Genomic DNA, 18905 nt, shown 5'->3' with positions numbered 1-18905 from the left:
GGCTACGAAATCCCTTCAAGACGGGCTTCTGACACCGGCGGCCATCAAAGCCTTACCGGTTGTCAGATTGCGTAGTCAGTACAGCGGCTTCGGCACGGGGCTCAACAGCGGCGTCGCGTCGGGCACGGCGGGCCCGACCGGCGGGATCAGCTCCGGATGGCGTGACAGGTACCCGTCCGGGAACGTGGTCGCCTGCTCACTGCCGCACTGCGGGCAGATGGCGCCCGACGGCGGTGGGACGCGCAGCCCGGCGGACAGCCAGACCTCACCCTCGTTGCCGTGATCGTCCTCGCTCCGCCTGACGACGTAGTCCTCCTGCCAGACGTGCCAGCAGCCGCGGCACTCGAATGGCACGTTTCTCAGTTCTTCTTCCACCTTGCGGTCACCCCCGATTTCGAGTGTCCGCCTCCTCCGGATAAATCCGCAACCAGGCTTACCGAATGGTGAAGACAAAGGTGAAGGCCCCCGCGACCACGCCCAACGTGCCGAGCCAGGCGAACAGCGCGTCGAGCCCGGCGTCCAGGGGCCTGCCGCCGTGCAGGGCGGCCTGTACCCGGCGGTACCGCAGCCCCGTCCTGATCAGGAGCACGCCGCCGCAGAGCGCGGACATCGCGAAGGCGACGGTGGCGAGCACGGGCAGGCCGTGACGGACCGCGAGCCCGGCCGCGCCGAGCCCGCCGGTGGCCAGGGCCACGGCGGTGCGGACCCAGGCCATCCGGGTGCGCTCGCTCTGCAGCCCCCGGTCCCAGATCTCCTCTTCGGCCGTCATGCGGTCACGCGGACAGGATGATCAGGACGAGGGCCACGACGGCCACGGCCGCGACGCCGTAGCCGAAGACGGCCGCGAGCGCGGGCGGCGGGAGCGGCGCCTGCTGACGCAGCGCGCGCTGGATGTTGCGCCAGCGGGGGTAGGCCATGCCCGCCGCCAGCGCGGAGAGGGAGACCAGCACGATGGCCAGCCCGGTACGGATCCACGGCACGAACACGTCCGACGGCACCGCCGCCATGGCCACCCCACCCGCACTGAGCGCCAGCGCCGTGCTCAGCCAGGTGAGGAAGGTGCGTTCGTTGGCCAAGGTGAAACGCGGATCGGGTTCCATGGGAAAAACGCTAATTCGTACCCATTTCCCCTAGAGAAGCCGGGATTATCCCAGCAGGTCAGCTACAGGCCTGGGCCACCTTCTCCACGTAGGCCGCGCTTTCCGCGGTGACCTTCTGCAGCGCGTCGACGGCGTCGTTGGCGTCCTGGACCGTGATGCTCGTCAAGGTGCCGGCCATGCTGTCGGTGGCCTCCTTGAGCGTGGTGTTGGCGGCCTGGTCGGCCACCCCGTTCAGCTTGTTGGCCGCGTCGTCGATGGCCTTGTCCATGGCCTGCGGGTCGTTGGTGAGCTTGCTGATCTCGGCGCCGAGCTCAGTTATGATCTTGGGTGCTTCGAGGCACGCCTGGGCCTTGTCGATCGTGCTGTTGACCTCGCTGCACCCGGCAGCGAGGACACCTGCGGCGAACAGGGCCAGCGGCAGGAACCGGCTCTTGACATGTCGCATGCCTCGACCCTACCCAAGGGCCCGGCCATCTGCGGCCACTCTGCGCAACCAATCGATCACCAGCCGGTTGACCTCCCCGGGCCGTTCCTGCTGGACCCAGTGGCCGCAGCCCTCCAGCAGGTGGGCGCCGGCCAGGCCGGGCATGGTCCGGGGGAAGGCCTCGATGGCGCCGGCCATCCAGGTGGTGCTGGCGTCCAGCGCCCCGCCGACGAACAGCGAGGGCTGCGTGATCGGCGCGCCGTCCCAGGCCGCGAGGTCCTCCCAGTCGCGGTCCACGTTGCGGTAGCGGTTCAGGGCTCCGGTCAGGCCGGTCCGCTCGAACTCGCCCGCGTACACGTCCAGGTCGGCCTCCGTCAGCCAGGACGGCAGCGCGCCCTCCGGGAAGCGGTCGCGCAGCCGCCCGCCCCTGGGCACGAAGTAGGCGCCCTGCCCGTCGCCTGACAGGGCGGCGTAGAAGCCCGCCAGCCAGCCGCGCACGTCCGGCTCGATCTCGGCCTCGGCGCGGCCCTCCGCCTGGAAGTAGCCGACGTAGAACTCCTCCTCGCCGCCCATCGCGGCGAACCCGTCGGTGGGGCGGTGCGGGCCGCGCGGCGCGTACGGGACGCTCAGCAGGCCGACGGCCCGGAAGACGTCGGGCCGCAGCAGCGCGCTGTTCGCGGCGATCGAGGCGCCCCAGTCGTGGCCGACGATCACGGCCGAGCGCTCGCCGAGCCCGCGGACGACGGCGGCGTTGTCGGCCACGTGGGCCAGCATCCGGTAGTCCGCGACGCGGGCGGGCGCGGAGGAGCGGCCGTAGCCGCGCACGTCGATCGCCGCCGCGCGGAACCCGGCCGCGGCGAGGGCGGGCAACTGGTGGCGCCAGGAGTACCCCGACTCGGGAAAGCCGTGCACCAGCAGGACCAGCGGCCCGCTGCCCTGCTCGACCACGTGGATCCGGCCTCCCGGCACCTCGACCAGGCGATGCGTCCGTGACATGTACGTGCCTCCGTTCCGTTCCCTGGCACTATCCGGCGCGAAGCGCGCGACAGGCGAATCCTGTTGCCGTTCCGGCAACATCGGCTCTCCGGGCGTCCCTGCCCCCTCGCCTTTGACCTGCACCGATACGACATCGGATATCGCCCGTTTCGCGATATCGCTATTAGACATGACGCGATCGCATCTGCTTTGCTCCTCACCTCCGAACCCATCGCACGACAGCGAGGACCACGCATGCGACACCTCCGCTCCCGGGCCGCCCTCCAGGCCACCGCGCTGACCTTCAGCCTCGTGGCGGGCGGCGCGCTCACCACGGGCACGGCCTCGGCCACGGCTCCGGTCACGCAGCAGGTGACGGCGCCGGACGCGGCGGCACAGGTGAAGAAGGAGCTGCGCGCGCTGGAGGCGTCCTTCAAGGGCCGCATCGGCGCGTACGCCATCGACACCGCGACCGGCAGGACCGTCGGATACCGCTCGGGCGAGCGTTTCCCGCTGCTGTCCACGTTCAAGGCGCCGCTGTGCGCGGCCGCGCTGCACAAGGCCCGCACCTCCGAGCCCGGCCTGATGGAGAAGGTCGTCAAGTGGACGGCCGCCGACCTCAAGCCCAACTCCCCGACCACCGAGAAGCACGTCGAGGACGGCCTGAGCGTCGCCAGGCTCTGCGAGGCGACCATCACCGAGAGCGACAACACCGCGGCCAACGTGATCCTCAAGCAGATCGGCGGGCCGGCGGGGCTGACGAAGTACTTCCGCTCGCTCAAGGACCCGATCTCGCGGCTCGACCGCTACGAGACCGAGCTGAACGACTGGACCGCCAAGGAGAAGCGCGACACCACCACGCCGGCGGCCATCGCCCGTGACCTGCGCCTGCTCACGGCCGGCAACGCGCTGCAGGCCAAGGACCGCGAGCAGCTCAACGCCTGGCTGGTCGCGAACAAGACCGGCGACGCCCGCATCCGCGCCGGCCTGCCCAGGACGTGGAAGATCGGCGACAAGACGGGCACGAACGGCGAGATCGGCGGCGCCAACGACATCGCCGTCGTCTGGCCGTCCGGCACGTCGGGCGCGCCGATCATCCTGGCCGTCTACACCCACCGCACGGTCGCCGCCGCGGACGACGCGGTCGTCGCCAGGACCGCCACGATCCTGGCCCGCGGGCTCGGCAGGCTCTGATGTCGCGTCGGGGGACGAACATCGTGCGCCTGGCCGCCGCGGGCGCGGCGGCGGGCCTGGTGGTGGCCGCGATCGCGGTCCCGGCGGTCGGGGGCGCCGGGCTCGGCTTCGTGACGGCGGCGGGCGAGGTCAACCTCAAGCCGCTCGACCTGGCCGAGCCGCCGCCGGCGGAGGTCACGATCGTGCGGGACGCCAAGGGCGGGGAGATCGCCCGCTTCTACGAGGAGTACCGCGAGGTCGTCGGGTTCGACGAGATCGCCGCGACGATGAAGACGGCGATCGTGGCGATCGAGGACTTCCGCTTCTACGAGCACGGGGCGATCGACATCGAGGGCACGCTGCGCGCGCTGGCCACGAATCTGCAGTCGGGCAAGGTGAGCCAGGGCGGGTCCAGCATCACCCAGCAGTACGTCAAGCAGGTGCTGCTCAACTCGGCCGACACCGAGCAGGAGCGGAACGCCGCCGTCGAGGCGAGCTACGCGCGCAAGCTCAACGAGCTGCGGTACGCGATGGACATCGAGGAGAAGTACACCAAGGACGAGATTCTCGCCAAATATCTGAACATCGCGTACTTCGGCGCCAGCGCGTACGGCGTGGAGGCGGCAGCCAGGCGCTTCTTCGGCGTCTCCGCGGCCGACCTCACCCTCCCCCAGGCCGCCACGCTGGCCGGCGCCGTCCAGGACCCGAACGCCACGGACCCGAACCTGGGCAGGCAGCAGCGCGACCGCCTGCTCAAGCGCCGCAACGTCGTCCTGGACCGGATGGCCGAGCTGGGGAAGATCACCGCGGCCGAGGCCGCCAAGGCGAAGGCCGCCAAGCTCGGCTACAAGGGCACCGGCATCCCGGGCGGCTGCGAGAGCAGCAAGCACCCGTACTTCTGCCTCTACGTCCGCCACGAGATCCTCGGCAACCCGGACTTCGGCCGCACAGCCAAGGCCAGGCTCGCGATGCTCAACCGCGGCGGCCTGACGATCACGACCACGCTCGACCCGGCCATGCAGGCGGCGGCCGACCGGGCGCTCAAGCGGTACGTGCACCCGTCGGACGCCCCGGTCGCCGCCCAGGCCCTGATCAAACCCGGCACGGGCGCGATCAAGGCCATGGCGGCCAGCCGGCGCTACGGCAGGAGCGCGGCCAGGAACGAGATCTCCTACAACGTCGTGGCCGACACCGCCCACGGCGGCGGCATCGGCTTCCAGCCCGGCTCCACGTTCAAGACGTTCACCCTGATCACGGCGTTGCAGCAGGGCATGAAGCTGGACGACGGCATCGCGGCGGGCGCGGGCTACCGGGCGCCGGCGTACTCGACGTTCAAGACCTGCAAGGGCCAGAACATCGGCGACCCGACCCACACCGTCACCAACGACGAGGGCTCCCCCGGCTGGAAGACCCTCAAGACCGGCACGTGGGGCTCGGTGAACACGTTCTTCATGGAGCTGGAGGAGCGGGTCGGCCTCTGCGAGACGGTCAGGACGGCCAGGTCGCTGGGCATCCGCCGCGCGGACGGCAAGAAGCTGCAGGAGTACGAGACGTTCACGCTCGGCATCAACGAGTCCGACCCCGTCACGGTCGCCACCGCCTACGCGGCGATCGCGGCCCGCGGCACGTACTGCGCCCCGCTGGCGATCACCCAGATCACCGACCGCGACGGCGAGACGACCCGCTACCGCCCGAAATGCCGCCAGGCTCTCGACCCGGGCATCGCGGACGCCACGGCCGAAGTCCTGTCGGGCGTCTTCACCGAGGGCACGATGAGCGGCGTCGGCGGCCTCGACCGCGACGCGGCCGGCAAGACGGGCACCACGGACGACTACGCCTCGGCCTGGTTCGCCGGCTTCACCCCCGACCTGGCGGGCGCGGTCAGCCTGGGCGACCCGCGCGGCTCCCAGCAGCACAAGCTGACGGGCGTCACCATCGGCGGCCGGTACTACGGGGCCGTCCAGGGGGCCAGCATCCCCGGGCCCATCTGGCGCGACACGATGCTGTCGGCGCTGCGCGGCGTGCCCGCCACGCCGTTCACGGCCCTCGACGAGGCCCGCTTCGGGGGCTGCTCGGAGAGCTGCCGCCCCGACAAGGGGCCGGAGGACGGCGAGGCCACCCCGGAGGTGACCCTGTCCCCCGAGGACGTCCTGGAGTAAGGCGGATCGGCCCCGTCCCGCCGCCACGCCCGTGGTGTTCGAGTGCAGGGTCGGGCGCCGGGCCGAGTGCCGCCCGAAGAAGCCCACCGACGCCCCGATCATCCGGTCGCCGTCGAAGGCGCCCGAGACGTAGTTGCCCGCATGGGACAGCGCCCGCATCAGCCCGGCGCTGATCGGCCGGCCGTCCGGCTCGAACCGCCAGATCCGCTCGAACAGCTCGTCGACCTGAGCGAACTCCTCGCCGGCATGGAGTTCCCTGATCATCGCGCGTCGCTCCGTCACCCGAGGAACGCTAGGAGGACCAGGGGCGATACGTCCAACACGCGCCGGCTCATGGGTCGATAGCTGTAGGCGTATGGCCGCCCGAACTCGCGCCGCCCTAGCTCGCACGGTGGAGAATCAGGATCAGGCGGCGGATCCGTGGCCGGAGGGCGGCCAGATGACGCCCAGCGGGCGCATGCCCTCCTCGACGTAGTCGGCGATAGGGCGGCTGCCACCGTCGAGGTACCACTGCTCGAGTGCGGCGAAGTAGCCGAAGACGAGAGCGTTCGTGACCACGCGAGCCTGCGTCTCGGTCAGCTCGCCCGTCGCCGCGATCAGCGGCGCGATGCGCCGGCTCGCGCGGTCCAGGGTGGCGCAGACGGCCGTCCGGACCGAGGGCTCGGCGAAGAAGTAACGAACTCTGCGCCATGGGCTCTTCTCGACCTGGGGGCCTTCGCGCGTGGTCTCGGCCCCGTGGGCGCCCTCCGGCCCGGACTCGTAGGCGCGGACGGCGCGGAGCAGGCTGCCGATGGGATCGCCGGGGTCGAGGAAGTCCTTGAGCGTCTCGGGGCTCACCCTGTCGAACTCGTCGGCGACCACGATCCCTTCCTTGGTGCCGAAGTAGCGGTAGACCGACGACGGCGACACCTCGGCCGCGGCCGCGATCTCCTCGATCGTGACCGCGGCGAACCCTCTCTCGTCGAAGAGGTCGAGGGCGCGTTCCTGGATGGCGCGCATGGCCTTGATCCGCTGGCGTTCGCGTAGCCCGCTCATGTGATCAGCATATCAGGAAGTTCAACGCTGGAGCTTGCGACTGTCTGCAGACATTGACTGTCTGAACCGGACGTCCTAGAGTCGCTTTCCGTTGTCGGACTGTCACCACGGACGGCAGGCCGGCATGCGCTGACGGCCCCGCGCTGAGCATCCGGCTGCCCCGGCGGACGCTGCTGTGGGCCTCGATGCTGAGCTTTCTGCTGGCCACTGCGGCAATGGCGCGTTCGTCGCGATCGTCGCCGTGGGCGTCGTCGTCCTGGCGGGCCTGCTCACTCTGATGCCCACGGTCGCCGGCGGCGAGGCGCGATCACAGCCAGGGACCGGATTCGACCACGACTCGATGCGCCGGTACGCCGACAGCCCGGCTCTCACCCTGGCGCAGATGCGCCTCTTCCAGCGGCTCGCCGTCCCGCCGGGGACCGACGCCCGCGCGATGTCGCCCCTGTACGCCGGCGACCTGGGCGGGCCGGCTCCGGCGCTCGTGGTGGTGCCGACCGTCGATCCGGTGGCCGATCACGGCCGCGGCTACGCCGGACGCCTGCGGGCGGCCGGGACGCCCGGCTCACCGAGTACCCGGGAGCGACGCACGCGTTCCTCAGCATGCCGGGCGTGGTGCCGCAGGCCAGGCCCGCCGGCGGAGATCGCCGCCTTCCTCCGGCAGGCCCTGGCCCGATCATGACGCCGGAACAGGACCGTGTACGACCTCTCAATCCGCTCCTGGCGGGGCGTAGACGAAACGATGCGCGTAGAGCAGGCTCTCGTCCGCTTCCACGGCCACCCCGAACGGATCCACGGGGTGATCACGCGGATCGACGGGCATCGCCTCGCTCGTACGGAGGAACCACACCATCCCGGCGACCGGCTCGGCGGCGGGGAAGGGGAACGGCACTTCGTCGGCGTTGGCGTGGAGGATCTCGTACAGGGCGCTGCTCACATCCGGCACCTCGGCACGCACCTCCTCCTCCCGGGCATCCGGCTGGATCGTGCGGTACGCGCTCCGCCCCGCCTCGACGATCCGCCCGAAGTCCTCGACGTAGTGGTCGGTACGGGTCAGGACGGAGATCACACCCCCGGCCCCGGCACTCCCCTCCGGGAACCCGCCGGCGGATTCCGATCGCGCTGCCTCATCAACCATGCGGTCGCCCTTCCAGCTCCAGCCCTCCACGCCTTCCTTGATCACCCGTCACCGTACAGAATGATCGGGTGACGCAGAACCTCCAGGTCGAGCACATGTCTGCCACCGCCCACATCGCCAGATTCATCATGGCCCTCCAGATGGGCGGCGGCCTCGCGGGCATCGCCTTGATGATCTACGTCGTCTTCGCATCCGGCTTCATCCCCGCCCTCCTGCTGCTCCTACTCGCTCAGGCCGCCGTGACAGCGCTCTTGTGGCTGCTGTGGGCCCGATGGCCGTCCCGCAAGAAGTCGGTGCGATGGGGGGCCATCGCCATCGCGGCGGCCTCATGCGTCCTGGTCCTGGCCCTGCCCATGCTCGACAGCGGCATCGGCTCATTGAGCACGCTCGTCGGGAGCGTCGTCCCAGCGGCGACCATCATCCTGCTCGCCGTCCCCTCCACGGGGCGCTGGTTCGACCGCTGAGCCCGTTCCTGATCCCATCGCTCGGGTAGCGCCGCAGGCATGCGCGTCGTCACACTCAACCTCTGGGCCCGCCACGGCTCCTGGAACAGGCGCAGGCAACTGCTGATCGACGGGCTGCGCGACCTGGACCCCGACCTCGTCGCCCTGCAGGAATCCGTCGTCACGGACGACTACGACCAGGTCGTCGACCTGCTGGGCCCCGGCTACCACGTCATGCACCAGGAAGGCGGCGAAGCCGACGGCACGCGGGCCTCGATCGCCAGCCGCTGGCCCCTGCGCGAGACCTGGCAGACGAGGCTGGACGTCACCGCCCGCGTGGACCCGTCGGAGTTCGCGGGATGGGTCGGGCTGGCCGAGGTGCTGGTCCCGGAGCTGCGGCCGGCGCCCCTGCTGTTCGTCAACCACAAGCCGTCCTTCCGCCTCGGCCACGAGCACGAACGCGAGCTGCAGGCCGTCCGCGCGGCCAGGCTCGTCGAGGAGGCCGTCGCGAACCGGGACATCGGACACGTGATCGTGGCGGGCGACTTCGACGCGACGCCCGAGTCCGCGAGCGTCCGGTTCTGGTCCGGGCTGCAATCCCTGGAGGGGATCAGCGTGGCCTACCGCGACGTGTGGCGATGGGCGCACCCGAACGCGCCCGGCCACACGTTCACGCCGGTCAACCCGCTGGTGAGAAGCGGGAACTGGCCGCTGGAGACGGGCCGTCGCATCGACTACCTGTTCGTACGATGCCACGGCAACGGCCCGACGCTGCGGCTGCTGAACTGCCGCCAGATCTTCGACCACCCGGTGGACGGCGTCTGGGCCGGCGACCACTTCGGCCTCATGGCGGACCTCGAGGCGATGCCGTGACTCAGCGCGGACCGGCGGCCCGCAGCAGCTGAAGCTGCCCGATCTCGGTGACGTTCTTCATCAGCTCGGCGTTCACCCAGGCGACCATGTGGGCCACGGTGTGCCCGGACTCCTCCGGCCAGGGGAACGCGGCCGGGGCGTCCAGCTCGGCGTCGCCGAGACCCGCCAGCACCTCCAGCCACTCCTCCCGCAGCGCGCGCAGCCACGCGACGGCGCTCTCCCCGTCACCCGGCCACCTGATCTCGGACCTGTCGCGCGGAGCCCGCCCCAGCGCGTGATCGACGCTCACGCTCCACCACCAGCCGATGTGCCAGCTCACCCAGGCGATCGTGGGCACGGGAACGGGGTCGGGCTCGGTCTCCGCCCAGTCCGGCTCCCACACCCCCTCGGCGTCACGCCGCACGGTCCAGCAGCTCGAAGCCGGCTCCCACAGGAAATCCTCCGGCTCCAGCCGCTCCAGGTGATACTCGAACAGAGACCAGGTGAACTCGAACTGCCAGCGCAGCAGCTCACATCGCGATCCGGACATCGGCCGATGCTCGCACGCCCGGGCCCCGCCCGTAAAACCGTTTTCGGACGCCCTCAGAACTCGTCGTGACCCGAGACCTGAGCGATGGAGAACACGTGCCGGCTCGCGGCACAGATCGTCTCAAGGACGTGAACGGGAATGTCCGCGGTCGAGTAACTCGCCCGCAGCACCTGGACGATCCACTCCTCCGCGTCGAGCTCCAGCGTCTCCCGCTCGAACGCCACCGGCGGCCGGGCGACCAGGCTCTCCTCGGCGCGGCCGAACGTGTGCCCGAGGGCGACGAGCGCCGACTGCAGCGACGGCCGCACGAACTCCGGCTCGGCGAGCCGCGTGCCGCCGAACAGGTCGGCGCGCAAGTAACTCGTGGCGATGCGCACGGGGACGTCGTTCGCGGTCATCATCTTGCGCCGCGCCACGACGTCCGCGCCCGGCTCGACCCGCAGGCAGGCCGCCACCTGGTCACTGGCCGGCTCCAGCCCGACGTACAACATCCGCCGACCGGCCTTCAGCCCCTGGCGCTCCGCCTCCGCCAGGAACAGGGACGCGGAGCCCCGGACGGCGGGCTCCGTCGGCAACGTCCGCCGCACGAGCACGCGCGGAGGTGAGCCCTCAGGGGCTCGTCCGGCCGGCTCGCTCTCCTGAGTGCTGTCGCGCCCCAGCATCCTGTCGTCCATGTGGATGTCGTACCCTCCCCGAATCCGGCATGCGCAGGCACTCTAGTGCCCTGCCGCTGCGTCGGATTCGTCAGCCGGATCGTCGTGCGACGGTGAGGACCGCCGACCAGTGGCGCGTGACCCGACCGTCCGGGCGTGCGGCGAGGAGGCGACGGATCTCGCGGTAGAGGCGCCCCCTCTTGTCCGGATCCATCGCGATATGGCCAGAGAACGTGTCCAGCAGAGCGATGTACTCGTCGGCCGTGTAGCGCAGGGCCCACACGTACAGCTTCGTCCCGGTCACCGTGAAGTGCCCGGACGCCTCGATCTCGGCCGCCATGGAGTCGGGCCGCTCCTCGGGCCGTGGGGGCGGCCACGGGCTGCCGTCGCCCTCGCCGAGCTCGTCGTAGACCTTCTGGATGTCGGTGAAGAACGGGTCGAAGCCCTCCGGGAACGCGTGATCGGCGTTCCAGACCGCCAGGTGCCCGCCATCGGCGAGCAGGCCGGCCGCCTTCGCGTACTTGGCCTCCGGGGCCACCCACTTCCAGGCCGTGGCCGCGTAGAGGAGTTCGAAGCGGGCGCCCGCAGGTGGCTCCCACTCCTCGAACGACGACGTGATCACCGAGACGCCGGGGAATCGCGCGAGATGCTCCCGCGCCTTGGCGGCCAGGGCGTCGCCGAGCTCGATCGCGGTGATCCGGAAACCCATCCGTGCCAGCGGGAGCGTGGCCTTGCCCGGGCCGCAGCCTACTTCGAGCAGGTGGGCGGGTGGGTCGAGCGCGGTTGCCGCGAGGAGGTCGGCGTACAGGTCGGGCGGGTAGTCGGGGCGGGCGCTCTGGTAGGTGTCGGCCGCGCGGTTGAAGGTGGCTCGGAGCGGAGGGCCGTGGGACATGATCTGATTCTGGCAGCGCGCCACATCAAGATCGCGCCATCAACACGTGGGAGTCTTGCAGGACGCGCATGGGGTCTTGCAGGACATCCGAGTCGTCCCGAGCAGCCCAGGTCGGGACACGTCACCGCAGTCAGGCAGCACTTCGGTGTGACATGGTTGCCAGATGGGGCCAGATCCGCACCCGAACGCCAGGCTCGCTCGCCACCTCTACGATCTCATCGAGAATGGCGATCTTGATGGTTATCTCGCCCTGATCGCCGACGACGCCGTGCGGAGAGCGTGTCGAGATGGACAACTTCAACGTCTACCGCTTCGAGCGAGGGTCGGTCGCGGAACGCTGGGAATACGTGGCCGACCAGCACGCTCATGATGCCTTCTGGCGGCGATGACGGCGACCTCGACGATCGGGTGGTCAGGCGGCTCGGCCTTGTGCGGTCGGCTCGCGGCGCGGTGCGTTCGCCGGCCTTCGCCGCCTTCCTGGGGTGAGCAGGCACTCCGCACTCCTTGACGAGCCTGCGCCAAGCGGCCGGGAAGGGGTTCGGAGCGCTGCCAAGCGGGCGCGAGCGTCGACTTGCCCCGCAGGCGCGGGGGCGCGCCGCAGGCGCCCAGACCAGAACGCCTGAGCCTCGCAGCGCGAAGCCCTTGCGGGGAGGGCGGCAACGGCCCACCCCGCGAACGGGCAACGGGCGGGCTACAGCTTGGAGAAGCAGGGCCCGTCGAAGGTGTAGGCCTGGGCCGTCGGCCCCGTGAAGAAGTCCTTCACGATGGTGACACCCGTGGTCGCCTTGTCATCCACCTTGTTGATCAACGTCTGCCTGAAGACCGCCGCCGGGTCCGCGAAGTTGCCCGCCTCCGCCGGCAGCATCCCCTCGTAGTCGACCGTCTTCAGCGTCTTCACCGCCGCCAGCAGGCCACTCCTGCTCACGTTCCCGCCGGCCACCATCGCGTCCAGGGCCGCCTTCATGGGATACGCCCACGCCCACCCCGACGTGTAACCGTCATTGGGGGTGACCCCGGGGAGCGCGTCCCGCATCGCCTTGTGGCCGGGGGTGTCGGCGTCCCAGGGCTTGCCGGGGGCCGACTGCTCGTACAGGGCCTTCAGGGCGGGGGCGGCGGGCGATTGCAGCAGGGCCGGGTTCCAGGTCGGGCCGGTGCCGATGAAGCGGCCCTTGTACCCGGCCGCGGCCGACTGGCCGACGATCGTGGCGGCGTCCGCGGGACCAGTGGTCAGGATGACCAGGTCGGGCTTGTTCTTGGTGATCTCGGTGATGGCGCGGCCCTGCTCGGTGGCGCCGCTCGGGGTCTCGACGTTGGTGAAGGTCAGGCCGCTGCGCTCGGCGGCCGCCTTGGCGCCGGCCGCGGCGTCCGCGCCGTAGTCACCGGCCAGGTGCACGGCCATGACGCTCTTCACCTTGTACGTGTCCACCGCGTAGTCGACCGAGTTCATCGCCTCCACGCAGTAGTTCGACCCGGTCTCGATGATGACGTCCTCGAACTCCCAGGCCGAGGTCCACGAGGCGGGAGCGGCGACGATGTTGCCGGCCTTGAGGTCGCCGATGATGGCGGCGGTCGTGGGCGAGCCGAGGGTCTGGGCGAGGCCGAGCACCTGGTCCTTGATCTCGTTGTAGACCTGCCGGTGCACCTCGGGGTTGTACTTGTTGTCCTTGACGTACTTGGTGACGTCCACCTCGTACTTGCCGCCGATGCCGCCCGCCTTGTTGACGCGCGCCCAGAAGGCCTTCTGGGCGTCGGTGATGGGCACGGCGAGCGCGGCGAAGGGGCCGGCGGTGAGGTCGGAGATGGTGCCGAGGTAGATGCAGCCCTTCTTGCTGTCCACCGCGGAGGGGCAGGGCTCGGTGGTGACACCCGGCGCCGCGACGGCGCCGCCCTGCGTGCCCTGGTCGTCCCCCCGGAAGACGCCGCATGCGGACAGAAGGGCCGCCATGGCGACAACAGTGACTGCATAGCGACTCTTCATGGAGAACCCTCCTGGAGCGAGCTAGTACGAGAAAGGCCAGGACTTCCAGTAGTTGCGGACCCGGATCCACAGGCCGAACAGGCCCCGTGGCTCGAAGATGAGGAACAGCACGATCAGCAGCCCGTACAGGACGGTCTCGACCTGGAACACGTTCGGCGTCTGCGTGGTGTCCCCGCTGATGAACGGCACCAGCGCCGGCAGCGACCTGGTCACCGGCTGCAGCAGCGAGATGAACAGCGCCCCCGCGATGGCCCCCGACACCGTCGCCACCCCGCCGATCAGCACCATCGCGATGAACTGCACCGACAGCAGCAGGTTGAACGACCCCGGCTCGACGTACCCGGAGATCGTGTAGAGCAGCCCGCCCGCGCACCCCGCGTAGAACGAGGAGATGCCGAAGGCGAGCACCTTGTAGCGGGTGAGCGGCACCCCGATGACGGCGGCGGCGATGTCGCGGTCGCGGATGGCGGCGAAGGCGCGGCCGATGCGGGAGCGCGCCAGGTTGCGGGCGGCCACGGCGAAGACGATGAGCAGCGTCAGCATGAGCGTGTGGAGGAGCTGCTCCTTGGTGCCGAGCGGCCCGTCCTGGTCCAGCCGCACGCCGAAGAGCTGCGGGATCGCCGCCTCCCTGCCGACGCCGGGCCCGCCGGTCAGCTCCTGCCACTCCTTGAAGATGTGCTCGCCCAGGAAGACCAGCCCGAGCGTGACGACGGCCAGGTAGAGTCCGCGCAGCCGGGTGGCCAGCGGCGCGACGAGCACCCCGGCCGCGGCGGCGACCAGGCCGGCGGCGGGCAGCCAGATCCACAGCTCGGCGACGCCGTACCCGATGTTCTCCCCACCGGGCGGGCCCGACAGGGCGGCCGCCGTGTACGCGCCGATCGCGACGAAGAACGCGTGCCCGAGCGAGACCTGCCCCGCGTACCCGGTGACGATGTTGAGCCCGATCGCCCCGATGGCCAGCACGTACGCCCCCGCCAGCACCTCCAGCGACCGGTCCTGGAGCAGCACCGCCAGCGCGAACGCCACCAGCACCAGCAGGCCCGTGGACACCTTCTTGGCGGGCGTGTCGAGCAGCGCCATGTCCTGGGCGTAGGAGGTGTAGAGCAGCGGCCGGCCGCGCACCCGCCGAGACCGGCCGGTCGGTATGTCAGGAGGCGCCGCCGCCGTCGTCCGCGTCTCCGTCATACCCGCTCGACCTCCCGGGTCCCGAACAGCCCGTACGGCCGCACCAGCAGCACGATCAGCATCACCACGTACGGCGACACGACCGCGAAGTTCTGCCCCAGCCACGGCGCGAGCTCCCCCTGGTACGACTGGAACAGCGACTCCACCACGCCCACGACCAGCCCGCCCGCCACGGCCCCGCCCAGCGAGTCGAGCCCGCCCACGATGATCGCCGGCAGCGCCTTCAGCGCGATCACCCAGGTCATCTGCTCGATCCCCTGCCCGGTGCCGACGAACATCCCGGCGATCGCCGCCAGGAACCCGGCCAGCCCCCACGACAGCGCGAACACCGCGCCCACGGAGACCCCCTGGGCCAGTGCGATCTCCTGGTCGAAGGCCGCCGCCCGCATCGCCAGCCCGTAGCGCGTGTAGCGGAAGAACGCGAACAGCAGCGCCACCAGCACGGCGGTGACCAGCATCATGGCCAGCCAGCGCGACTGCACGACCAGCGGCCCGAGCGAGACCTGCGTGAACCCCCACGGGTCGCCGACCTGCCGCACGTCCCGGCCGATGAAGGTGTTGACCACCACCCGCAGCACCACGTCGATGCCGAGCGTGATGATCGCCACCACGAACACCGGCCGGCCCACCATCGGCCTGATCGCCACCCGCTCGACGACCAGCGCCACGCCCGCGATGAGCAGCGCCGACAGCAGCACGGCCGGGTAGAAGCCGGTCACCCCGGCCAGGTAGCTGACCGCGACGGCCCCGGCCAGCATGAGGGCGGGCTGGGCGAAGCTGATCACGCGCGTGGCCTTGTAGATGATCACGAAGCCGAGCGCCAGCAGCGCGTACACCGAGCCGTTCCCCAGGCCCCTGATCACCGACTCCAGCAACCCCTTCACCGGGCGTACATCCCTTCGACCAGGTCCTCGAAGAGCTTGGCGATGGCCGAGCGCTTGACCTTCTGGGTGGCGGTCAGCTCGCCGTCCTCGTGGTCGAGCTCCTTGGGCAGGAACGCGAACCGCTTGACCTGCTCCACGTACGCGAACCGCTCGTTCACCCCGTTCACGATCCCCTGGACCAGCTCGCGCACCTGCGGCTTGTCCGACAGGTCCCGGTAGGTCGTGTACGGCAGGCCGCGCCGCCGCGCCCACTCCCCCACGGTGTCCAGCTCGATCCCGATCAGCGCCACCAGGTAGGGCCGCTGGTCCCCGATGACCACGGCCTCCTTCACGTACGGGGACGCCTTCAGCGCGTTCTCGATCTCGCTGGGCGCGATGTTCTTGCCGCCGGCCGTGATGATGAGGTCCTTCATGCGGTCGGTGATCCGCACGTGCGTGCCGTCCACCCATTCGCCCACGTCGCCGGTGTGCAGCCAGCCGTCCTCGTCCAGCACGTCGGCGGTGGCGCGCGGGTTGCGCCAGTAGCCGGCGAAGTTGCCCGGGTGCCTGGTCATGATCTCGCCGGTGGCCTCGTCGATCTTCAGCTCGATGCCGGGCTGCGGCTCGCCGACCGTGCCGAGGCGGATCCGTCCGGGGCGGTTGGCGGTGGCGACGGCGGTGTTCTCGCTCATGCCGTACACCTCGTGCATCGGCACGCCGATCCCCATGTAGAACTTGAGCACGTCCGGCGCGATCGGCGCGGCGCCGGAGGCGGCGTAGCGGACCCGCCGCATGCCGAGCCGCTCGCGCAGCGAGCGGTAGCAGAACACCCAGCCCGCCGCGTACGCCGCCCGCGTCCAGGCCGTGTGCCGGCCGCCGGTGCGCACCAGCGTGTCGCCGACCCGGTCGGCCACCCGCAGCCAGAGCCTGGTGAACGCCCGCTTCACCGGCGAGGCCGACTCCAGCCTGATGTTGACCTGCGCCAGCACCTTCTCCCAGATGCGCGGCACCCCGAACAGGATCGTCGGCTGCACCTCCCGCAGGTTGGCCTGGACGGTGTCGATGGACTCGGCGAAGTTCACCTGCACCCCGGCCGCCGAGTTGAACCAGACGGTGAACGCCCGCTCGGCGACGTGGCACAGCGGCAGGTACGACAGCGCGAGATCGTGTTCCGCCGGCGGCGGGGAGGTGAAGCCGCCGCCCTCGACCAGCGTGCGGACGGCGAACTCGACGTTGGCGACGGTGAGCATCACGCCCTTGGGCGGCCCGGTGGTGCCGGAGGTGTAGATGAGCGTCATCACGTCGGCGGGCTCGGCCTCGGCCATGCGGTGCTCCACGGCGCCGGGGTGCGCGGCGCGGTGCTCGGCCCCGAGCGCGAGCAGCTCGGGCCAGGACATGAGCACGTCGTCGTCGTAGCGGCCGCGGATGCCGCGCGGCTCCAGGTAGACGATGCGCCGCAGCTCGGGGCACTCGTCGAGGACGGCCAGCGCCTTGTCCACCTGCTCCTGGTCCTCGGCGACGAGGATCTTCGCGCCGGAGTCGGCCAGCAGGTAGGCGACCTCCGCGGGCGGGTTCGTCGGGTACAGGCCGACCGTGATGCCGCGCGCGGCGACCGTGCCGAGGTCGGCGTGGAGCCATTCCGGGCGGTTCTCGGAGTGCACGGCCACCCGGTCGCCCGGCTCGACGCCGAGCGCGAGCAGGGCGTGGGCGACGAGCTCGACCTGCGTCCAGTACGCGGCCCAGGTGACCTCCTGCCAGATGCCGAGGTCCTTGTGCCGCATGGCGACGGCCTCGGGGGCGTTCCTGGCGCGCTCGCGCACCCTCGTCACGATGGTGGCGGTCCTCGACGCGACGCCCGTGCTCATGCCGTTCCTCCCAGGTACGCCTCGATGACCGCGGGGTCCTGCTGCACCTCGGCCGGGTCGCCGAGCGCGACGGGGCGGCCGAAGTCGAGCACGAGCACCCGGTCGGCCAGGTCCATGACCAGCGCCATGTCGTGGTCCACGAGCACGACGGGGATGCCCAGCTCGTCCCGGATGTCCAGCACGAACCTGGCCATGTCCTCGGTCTCCTCCAGGTTCATGCCGGCCACGGGCTCGTCCAGCAGGAGCAGCCGGGGCTCCATGGCCAGCGCCCGGCCCAGCTCGACCCGCTTCTGGATCCCGTACGGCAGCAGCCGCACGGGGTGGCGGCGCCACGCCTCCAGCTCCAGGAAGTCGATGATGTCCTCGATCCTGGCGCGGGCGGCCAGCTCGGCGCGCCTGGCGCGGCCGTACCAGGCGAGCGCGGACAGGGCGCCGTAGCGGAAGTGGTGGTGGCGGCCGAGCATGAGGTTGTCCAGGACGGTCAGGTTGTGGAAGAGCTCCACGTTCTGGAAGGTCCGCGCCAGGCCCATGGCGGCGATCTCGTGCGGGCGGCGGCCCAGCACGTCCTCGCCGAGGAAGGTGACCCGGCCGCGCTGCGGCCGGTAGACGCCGGACAGCACGTTGAAGATCGAGGTCTTGCCGGCGCCGTTCGGGCCGATGAGGGCCAGCAGCTCCGCCTGGTGCACCTCGAAGGACACCCCGTCGATGGCCTTGACCCCGGCGAAGCTCAGGTGCACGTCCTCGAACGTCAGGAGAGCCATCGTTTTCTCCGCTTGTAGTGCTTGACCTCGCGGAAGGACCGGACGGCCCCCAGGTAGAACTCCTTGATGTCCTCGTCGGCGAGCAGCTCGCGCGACGGCTTGTCCATCACGATCTTCCCGGTCTCCATGACGTAGCCGTGCGAGGCGATGGACAGGGCCATCGTGGCGTTCTGCTCGACCAGCAGGACGGTGGTGCCCTGGCGGTTGATCTCCACGATGAGGTCGCGCACCTGGCCGACCAGTGACGGGGCCAGGCCCAGGCTGGGCTCGTCCAGCAGGAGGTACTTCGGGCCCGCCATGAGGGCGCGGCCGACGGCCAGCATCTGCTGCTCGCCGCCCGACAGGTAGCCCGACACGGCCCTGCGCCGCTCCCGCAGCACCGGGAACAGGCCGTAGACGCGGTCGAGATGGGACTGCGCCGCCGTGTGGCCGCCGACCCTGAGGTTGTCCTCGACGGTCAGCTCGGCCAGGATGCGCCGGCCCTCCATCACCTGGCTGACGCCGCGCCGGACGATCTGGGCGGGCCGCAGGTGGTGGATGGGCTCGCCCTCCAGCGTGACCTCGCCCTTGGTGATCTCGCCGTCGTGCACGTCGAGCAGCCCCGACAGCGCCCGCAGCAGGGTGGTCTTGCCCGCGCCGTTCGCGCCGAGCAGCGCCACGATCGAGCCGGGCGGCACACGGATGCTCACGCCGCGCAACACGAGCATCACGTCGTCGTAGACGACCTCGAGGTTGCGTACCTCAAGCACGCTCGGCTCCTCGGAATTGTGTGGCCTACATCACTCCCCCCGATGAGGCCAATGTCCACGCTTGCTCCGCGACCGACAAGAGGCCCGGCCGAAATTCGATCGGCACGGTGCGC

Annotated in this window: 21 protein-coding genes; 5 read left to right on the top strand and 16 right to left on the bottom strand. The window is 70.6% G+C overall.

Going from position 1 to position 18905, the window contains the following annotated elements; translation table 11 throughout:
* Window positions 1-75 precede the first annotated feature (75 nt).
* The 5 genes from HD597_RS07220 to HD597_RS07200 form a co-directional block, all read right to left on the bottom strand.
* A complete protein-coding gene (locus HD597_RS07220) occupies window positions 76-354 on the bottom strand; it encodes a hypothetical protein (protein WP_253740951.1) in 279 nt (92 codons plus the stop codon).
* A 79-nt stretch (window positions 355-433) separates the two neighbouring features.
* A complete protein-coding gene (locus HD597_RS07215) occupies window positions 434-769 on the bottom strand; it encodes a DUF202 domain-containing protein (protein ID WP_253740950.1) in 336 nt (111 codons plus the stop codon).
* Between the two features lie 4 nt (window positions 770-773).
* Window positions 774-1100 carry a YidH family protein gene (locus HD597_RS07210; RefSeq protein WP_253740949.1) on the bottom strand — a complete coding sequence of 109 codons (327 nt, stop codon included), beginning with the start codon at window positions 1098-1100 and terminating at the stop codon, window positions 774-776.
* Window positions 1101-1158: 58 nt separating this feature from the next.
* On the bottom strand, window positions 1159-1545 hold the full coding sequence (locus HD597_RS07205) for a DUF8711 family protein (protein WP_253740948.1): 387 nt from the start codon (window positions 1543-1545) through the stop codon (window positions 1159-1161).
* A 9-nt stretch (window positions 1546-1554) separates the two neighbouring features.
* Window positions 1555-2520, bottom strand: coding sequence for an alpha/beta fold hydrolase (locus tag HD597_RS07200; protein ID WP_253740947.1), 966 nt, complete (start codon window positions 2518-2520; stop codon window positions 1555-1557).
* A gap of 234 nt (window positions 2521-2754) precedes the next feature.
* Here HD597_RS07200 and bla point away from each other — a divergent pair, with 234 nt between their 5' ends.
* Together bla and HD597_RS07190 are read left to right on the top strand one after the other, a co-directional pair.
* The gene (gene bla, locus HD597_RS07195) at window positions 2755-3693 is read left to right on the top strand and encodes a class A beta-lactamase (protein WP_253740946.1); all 939 of its coding nucleotides are present in this window, start codon (window positions 2755-2757) and stop codon (window positions 3691-3693) included.
* Entirely contained in the window at window positions 3693-5831 is a 2139-nt protein-coding gene (locus HD597_RS07190) for a transglycosylase domain-containing protein (RefSeq protein WP_253740945.1), read from the top strand. Before bla ends, HD597_RS07190 begins: the two co-directional genes overlap by 1 nt.
* Window positions 5832-6236: 405 nt before the next feature.
* Here the strand turns inward: HD597_RS07190 and HD597_RS07185 are convergent, their stop codons facing one another.
* Complete coding sequence (locus HD597_RS07185) at window positions 6237-6866, bottom strand: TetR/AcrR family transcriptional regulator (protein ID WP_253740944.1); 630 nt, start codon at window positions 6864-6866, stop codon at window positions 6237-6239.
* A gap of 175 nt (window positions 6867-7041) precedes the next feature.
* Between HD597_RS07185 and HD597_RS07180 the strand changes: the two genes are divergently transcribed.
* Window positions 7042-7545: an alpha/beta hydrolase fold domain-containing protein gene (locus HD597_RS07180; RefSeq protein ID WP_253740943.1), complete on the top strand. Its 504-nt coding sequence runs from the start codon at window positions 7042-7044 to the stop codon at window positions 7543-7545.
* 27 nt (window positions 7546-7572) lie between these two features.
* Here HD597_RS07180 and HD597_RS07175 read toward each other — a convergent pair whose 3' ends face one another.
* Window positions 7573-8046 (bottom strand): hypothetical protein, encoded by a 474-nt coding sequence (locus HD597_RS07175; RefSeq protein ID WP_253740942.1) that lies wholly within the window; start codon window positions 8044-8046, stop codon window positions 7573-7575.
* A gap of 23 nt (window positions 8047-8069) precedes the next feature.
* On the opposite strand from HD597_RS07175, the gene HD597_RS07170 reads away from it, so the two are divergent.
* Together HD597_RS07170 and HD597_RS07165 are read left to right on the top strand one after the other, a co-directional pair.
* Entirely contained in the window at window positions 8070-8465 is a 396-nt protein-coding gene (locus tag HD597_RS07170) for a hypothetical protein (protein ID WP_253740941.1), read from the top strand.
* A gap of 39 nt (window positions 8466-8504) precedes the next feature.
* A complete protein-coding gene (locus HD597_RS07165; RefSeq protein ID WP_253740940.1) occupies window positions 8505-9317 on the top strand; it encodes an endonuclease/exonuclease/phosphatase family protein in 813 nt (270 codons plus the stop codon).
* Between the two features lies 1 nt (window position 9318).
* Here HD597_RS07165 and HD597_RS07160 read toward each other — a convergent pair whose 3' ends face one another.
* The 9 genes from HD597_RS07160 to HD597_RS07120 form a co-directional block, all read right to left on the bottom strand.
* A complete protein-coding gene (locus HD597_RS07160; protein ID WP_253740939.1) occupies window positions 9319-9846 on the bottom strand; it encodes a DinB family protein in 528 nt (175 codons plus the stop codon).
* A 53-nt stretch (window positions 9847-9899) separates the two neighbouring features.
* A complete protein-coding gene (locus HD597_RS07155) occupies window positions 9900-10520 on the bottom strand; it encodes a UTRA domain-containing protein (RefSeq protein ID WP_253740938.1) in 621 nt (206 codons plus the stop codon).
* Between the two features lie 70 nt (window positions 10521-10590).
* The gene (locus HD597_RS07150) at window positions 10591-11391 is read right to left on the bottom strand and encodes a class I SAM-dependent methyltransferase (protein ID WP_253740937.1); all 801 of its coding nucleotides are present in this window, start codon (window positions 11389-11391) and stop codon (window positions 10591-10593) included.
* Between the two features lie 691 nt (window positions 11392-12082).
* On the bottom strand, window positions 12083-13336 hold the full coding sequence (locus HD597_RS07145) for an ABC transporter substrate-binding protein (RefSeq protein ID WP_253740936.1): 1254 nt from the start codon (window positions 13334-13336) through the stop codon (window positions 12083-12085).
* A gap of 54 nt (window positions 13337-13390) precedes the next feature.
* Complete coding sequence (locus tag HD597_RS07140) at window positions 13391-14554, bottom strand: branched-chain amino acid ABC transporter permease (protein WP_253740935.1); 1164 nt, start codon at window positions 14552-14554, stop codon at window positions 13391-13393.
* Complete coding sequence (locus HD597_RS07135) at window positions 14551-15438, bottom strand: branched-chain amino acid ABC transporter permease (protein WP_253740934.1); 888 nt, start codon at window positions 15436-15438, stop codon at window positions 14551-14553. The genes HD597_RS07140 and HD597_RS07135 overlap by 4 nt, the downstream gene beginning before the upstream one ends.
* The gene (locus tag HD597_RS07130) at window positions 15435-17282 is read right to left on the bottom strand and encodes an AMP-dependent synthetase/ligase (RefSeq protein ID WP_253740933.1); all 1848 of its coding nucleotides are present in this window, start codon (window positions 17280-17282) and stop codon (window positions 15435-15437) included. The genes HD597_RS07135 and HD597_RS07130 overlap by 4 nt, the downstream gene beginning before the upstream one ends.
* Window positions 17279-18043, bottom strand: coding sequence for an ABC transporter ATP-binding protein (locus HD597_RS07125; protein WP_253740932.1), 765 nt, complete (start codon window positions 18041-18043; stop codon window positions 17279-17281). Before HD597_RS07125 ends, HD597_RS07130 begins: the two co-directional genes overlap by 4 nt.
* Window positions 18031-18792 (bottom strand): ABC transporter ATP-binding protein, encoded by a 762-nt coding sequence (locus HD597_RS07120; RefSeq protein WP_253740931.1) that lies wholly within the window; start codon window positions 18790-18792, stop codon window positions 18031-18033. Before HD597_RS07120 ends, HD597_RS07125 begins: the two co-directional genes overlap by 13 nt.
* Window positions 18793-18905: the final 113 nt, after the last annotated feature.

This window comes from Nonomuraea thailandensis (assembly GCF_024172165.1).
GTDB classification, from domain to species: Bacteria; Actinomycetota; Actinomycetes; order Streptosporangiales; family Streptosporangiaceae; genus Nonomuraea; species Nonomuraea thailandensis.
This window is presented reverse-complemented; position numbering and strand designations above follow the sequence as displayed.